This window comes from Leptolyngbya sp. FACHB-36, assembly GCF_014695955.1.
Classification (GTDB): Bacteria; Cyanobacteriota; Cyanobacteriia; order Leptolyngbyales; family Leptolyngbyaceae; genus FACHB-36.
On sequence record NZ_JACJPG010000089.1, the window covers coordinates 1 to 2,372 of the forward strand.

Genomic DNA, 2,372 nt, shown 5'->3' on the forward strand with positions numbered 1-2,372 from the left:
CCAAGGTGTAATCGGAGTCGTGGTGGTAATGGATGACGCTGGCGGTCTTGTCAATGTTGGTGGGTTTGATCCATGCCTCTAGGGTCAAGTCGTTGTCAGAGTTGAGCTTTTTGAACGAGCTGGCTGCGATCGCCAGGTAGTCGTCCTGACCGTCGAATTGCATCGCCTGACCAGGGACATCGGCAATCCATCGAGCAGAACGGGTTGGAGGATCGGTCACGAGTCGGGCAGCAGGGGTATTACCGACTTCACCCTGCGGACGATCGTTCACCGCGACAAACAGAAGCGAACCCAGTGCCGGATTGCTGTTCGGTCCTTCTACAACATCCATGTTGGCGTAGTCATAGTAGTAAGGATCGGTTTCGTCGGTGCTAGCTGCGCCATTCAGCACCCGAACAAACTTTTCGGCATGGCGGGGGACATCCTGCCAGACTTCTTTGATGCCGAGAGCCGTAGATTCGAGCGTGATTGTACAGGTTGTGGGAGTGCTGCCATTCCCAACGACGATCGTGGCGCTATCCAACAGAGAGCCTGCGGTCCGGGCGACCATCGTAATGCTTCCAGCCTCGACCAGGGAAATCGCCGTTCCTTCAGGGATGGAATTTGTCAGTTGAATTGGCTCGATCGCAACTGTGGTTGCATCCTTCGCCACTCGCTCTTTTACTGTGACGGCAGTGGTTGCAAGTTTGAGCGTTGCTCCGGCAGAGATCGATCGCCGCACAGCATCACCACTTCTAACGAGGCTGAACTGAGCCACGGTGCCAGAGAGCGATCGCGCCAGCTTCCCAACTGGCACAACGGAGCTTGCATCTAGACTGTAATTGGCCTTTGCCGTCAGCGGATCGTAGTAAGCAACCGAAAACTTCTCATCCTGCGCGGCAAAGTAAAGGGCAATTCTGCCGTTGGCGCTTTCAAATAAAAGCGGAGCGCTTTCAATGGAGTTCAACCGCGAGCCTCTAAATTGAGCAAATCGCAGGATTGCGCCCGATACGCTTAATCCGGTCGAGTCAATGGTTTGCAGCGGCATTGGCTGTTCACCCGATGCGATCGAGGGCAACTCTATGACACTGGGCAGTTCAGCCAGCTTGCCATTTCGGGAAACGCCAAAATCGATCGCTGCAACTTCGATGATTCCTTCACCTACTCTTCTAGCACCAACGGTCAACATGACCCGCGCATTTTTTTTCAAGGGCTTGGGTTCGTTGTCGTAGCCCGTTGAGCCTTCTTCTTGCTGGTAGTAGAGCAGTGCAGAGATGCCTGAGGCAATGGTGCAATTGCCAATTTTGAAGCCTGTTTGAGAAACTTCAGTGGTCTCGATCGGCGCATCTGACCAAGTCCACGCAACGGCTCCGTGAATGCTGCCATGATTCGCGTTAGCAAGCTCACTGTGCAGGGCGCGATCGGTGACCCTCGTTCCTGCTCCGTCGTCGCAGCGCCAGTATCCGACCAAACCAGGTTCAGTTCCTTGCAGGCGACGATGCAGGCTGGCAGAGAGGTCGGCTTCGGTCCGAGCTACTGACCAGCAGCGAATTTCGTCAATTTTGCCCTTAAACGGTGCCGTGCTCTTATGCTCCGGTTGCCCTTTGTTATCTGCTGGACGAATCTTGCCGAAAAACAGGCTAGACAAGGTAGGTTTGGGACCCGCTAATTTATCATCCTTTAATTGCCCTACCAGTTGACCATTCAGGTACAGTTGGGCGATCGCCGTGCCAGCACTTGTTTTGTAGTTCCAGCTAACCGCAACGTGATGCCAGTAGCGAGTCGATGGCACAGGCTGTTCGGCATTTAACACAAAGTCTTTATCAGTGGCATCTTCAAACCCAAACCGCAATTTTTGGTTTGCGATCGCCAGATAGAAATACTTCACATTCAGGATAGGGTCTGCATTGCCGATCGGATCAAAGGTTGTAGAGGCATCAACGAGAATTTGATCCTCTAACGACGCGAATTTCACCCAAAACTCCAGGGTGCCTGAGTCGGAATTAACCACATTTGGCAACTCAACATAGCCATTCCCGTTGAATTTCAACCCTGACTTTGCGGCTCCAGTTGTGCTGGTGGTCGGCATTCCTTGAAGATTGAATAGCCCATCTTTAGAGCGCTCGATGTTCAGGGATTCAATTTGCTCAGTCACTTTGTTATAGGCAAAGATTTGCCAGCACTGAACTTCAGGAAGTTTGGTCGGCAGCAGCAGCACACTGAAGCGTCCATTGATCAAATTTTTGACTATATCAAGCTGCTGCGTCGGTTCATAGAAGGAGTTGCCTTCCATGTCTTTGCTGCCCAAGGTATCCTTACGATTTTGGGGGCGAAATTTATTCCGGCTGCGTTGGTATCGCACTTCTAGCTTGCGTTTGAGTTCTGTACCAACC

The 2,372-nt window shown here is 52.2% G+C and carries 1 protein-coding gene; it reads right to left on the bottom strand.

Translation table 11 applies throughout. From position 1 onward, the window contains the following. Positions 1 to 2,272 (bottom strand): LamG domain-containing protein (locus tag H6F43_RS01250; protein ID WP_190340210.1); only part of this gene is annotated, 2,272 nt, incomplete at its 3' end. Between the last annotated feature and the right edge of the window lie 100 nt (positions 2,273 to 2,372).